Below are 2,500 nucleotides of genomic sequence, written 5' to 3'. Positions count from 1 at the left end.
CCGTGCAAGCTTAAGCCGTTAGGTGTAGGCGCAGCGAAAGCGAGTCTGAATAGGGCGAATAAGTACGTCGCATGACGACCCGAAACCAGGTGATCTATCCATGAGCAGGTTGAAGGTAAGGTAACACTTACTGGAGGACCGAACCCGTGAATGTTGAAAAATTCTGGGATGACTTGTGGATAGGGGTGAAAGGCCAATCAAACCTGGACATAGCTGGTTCTCCGCGAAAACTATTTAGGTAGTGCCTCAGACGAATTCCTCGGGGGGTAGAGCACTGGATGGATGCGGGCGGCGCGAGCTGTACCAATTCTAACCAAACTCCGAATACCCGAGAGAACTATCTGGGAGACACACGGCGGGTGCTAACGTCCGTCGTGAAAAGGGAAACAACCCTAACCATCATCTAAGGCCCCCAAGTCACGGCTAAGTGGGAAACGATGTGGGATTGCTTTGACAACCAGGATGTTGGCTTAGAAGCAGCCATCATTTAAAGAAAGCGTAACAGCTCACTGGTCAAGCGATCCTGCGCGGAAAATGTAACGGGGCTCAAGCCGTGCGCCGAAGGTATGGGTTTGCAGTTTACTGCAAGCGGTAGCGGAGCGTTCCGTAAGCCTGTGAAGGCAAGGCGTGAGCCTTGCTGGAGGTATCGGAAGTGAGAATGCTGACATGAGTAGCGATAAAGAGGGTGAGAGACCCTCTCGCCGAAAGACCAAGGGTTCCTGCGTAAAGCTAATCTGCGCAGGGTTAGCCGGCCCCTAAGGCGAGGCCGAAAGGCGTAGTCGATGGGAACCAGGTGAATATTCCTGGGCCAGTTGGAAGTGACGGATGACGTAACTTGTCTGGGCTTATTGGATTGCTCCAGGCAGGGAAGTTGTCCCTGGAAATAACTCCAACAGAGACCGTACCCGAAACCGACACAGGTGGTCAGGTAGAGTATACCAAGGCGCTTGAGAGAACTATGCTGAAGGAACTCGGCAAATTGCACGCGTAACTTCGGGATAAGCGTGACTCTCTATTGGGCAACCAGCAGAGAGTGGCACAAGCCAGGGGGTAGCGACTGTTTATCAAAAACACAGGGCTCTGCGAAGCCGCAAGGCGACGTATAGGGTCTGACGCCTGCCCGGTGCCGGAAGGTTAAAAGGAGGGGTGCAAGCTCCGAATTGAAGCCCCGGTAAACGGCGGCCGTAACTATAACGGTCCTAAGGTAGCGAAATTCCTTGTCGGGTAAGTTCCGACCTGCACGAATGGCGTAACGACTTCCCCACTGTCTCCAGCATAGGCTCAGCGAAATTGAATTCCCCGTGAAGATGCGGGGTTCCCGCGGTCAGACGGAAAGACCCTATGAACCTTTACTGCAGCTTCGCCTTGGCGTTAGCAGCAACATGTGTAGGATAGGTGGGAGGCTATGAAACCGGGGCGCCAGTTCCGGCGGAGCCATCCTTGAAATACCACCCTTATTGTTGCTGACGTCTAACCGCGGCCCGTTATCCGGGTCCGGGACATGGCGTGGCGGGCAGTTTGACTGGGGCGGTCGCCTCCCAAAGTGTAACGGAGGCGCGCGATGGTGGGCTCAGACCGGTCGGAAATCGGTCGTCGAGTGCAATGGCATAAGCCCGCCTGACTGCGAGACTGACAAGTCGAGCAGAGACGAAAGTCGGCCATAGTGATCCGGTGGTCCTGCGTGGAAGGGCCATCGCTCAACGGATAAAAGGTACTCTAGGGATAACAGGCTGATTTTGCCCAAGAGTCCATATCGACGGCAAAGTTTGGCACCTCGATGTCGGCTCATCACATCCTGGGGCTGGAGCAGGTCCCAAGGGTTCGGCTGTTCGCCGATTAAAGTGGTACGTGAGCTGGGTTCAGAACGTCGTGAGACAGTTTGGTCCCTATCTGCCGTGGGTGTACGAAGCTTGAGAGGATCTGTCCCTAGTACGAGAGGACCGGGATGGACACACCTCTGGTGGACCTGTCGTGGCGCCAGCCGCGCAGCAGGGTAGCTAAGTGTGGAATAGATAACCGCTGAAAGCATCTAAGCGGGAAACTAGCCTCAAAACAAGGCTTCGCCGAGAGCCGTAGTAGACCACTACGTTGATAGGCCGGGTGTGGAAGCGTGGTGACACGTGTAGCTTACCGGTACTAATAGCTCGATCGGCTTGATCGTTCTTCAGTCAAACTCATGACTGTGCGCTCATACACTTCATTCAATGATGTCTTCGCATCTTCTCCGCTGACCTGGTGGCTATGCCGGGGGTTCCCCACCCGATCCCATTCCGAACTCGGTCGTTAAGTCCCCCAGGGCCAATGGTACTTCGTCTTAAGGCGCGGGAGAGTAGGTCGCCGCCAGGTCCGCCGAGAAGATGCACTATCTCAGATCCATATCCTTCCTTTCCGATCTCTATTACCGGCTTTGCCGCGGGGTGGAGCAGCCCGGTAGCTCGTCAGGCTCATAACCTGAAGGTCACAGGTTCAAATCCTGTCCCCGCACCCAAGATCAGCGCCG

Annotated in this window: 1 tRNA gene and 2 rRNA genes (1 of these 3 running past the window's edge); all 3 read left to right on the top strand. The window is 55.1% G+C overall.

From position 1 onward, the window contains the following. Window positions 1–2,161 (top strand): 23S ribosomal RNA (locus P7B02_RS13850); it begins 629 nt to the left of the window's first position. Between the two features lie 70 nt (window positions 2,162–2,231). Further along, window positions 2,232–2,346 (top strand): 5S ribosomal RNA (gene rrf / locus P7B02_RS13845). Window positions 2,347–2,411: 65 nt separating this feature from the next. After that, window positions 2,412–2,488: transfer RNA gene (locus P7B02_RS13840), tRNA-Met, on the top strand. Window positions 2,489–2,500 lie beyond the last annotated feature (12 nt).

Origin of the sequence: Caulobacter segnis (assembly GCF_029543125.1) — a bacterium.
Classification (GTDB): Bacteria; Pseudomonadota; Alphaproteobacteria; order Caulobacterales; family Caulobacteraceae; genus Caulobacter; species Caulobacter segnis_D.
This window is presented reverse-complemented; position numbering and strand designations above follow the sequence as displayed.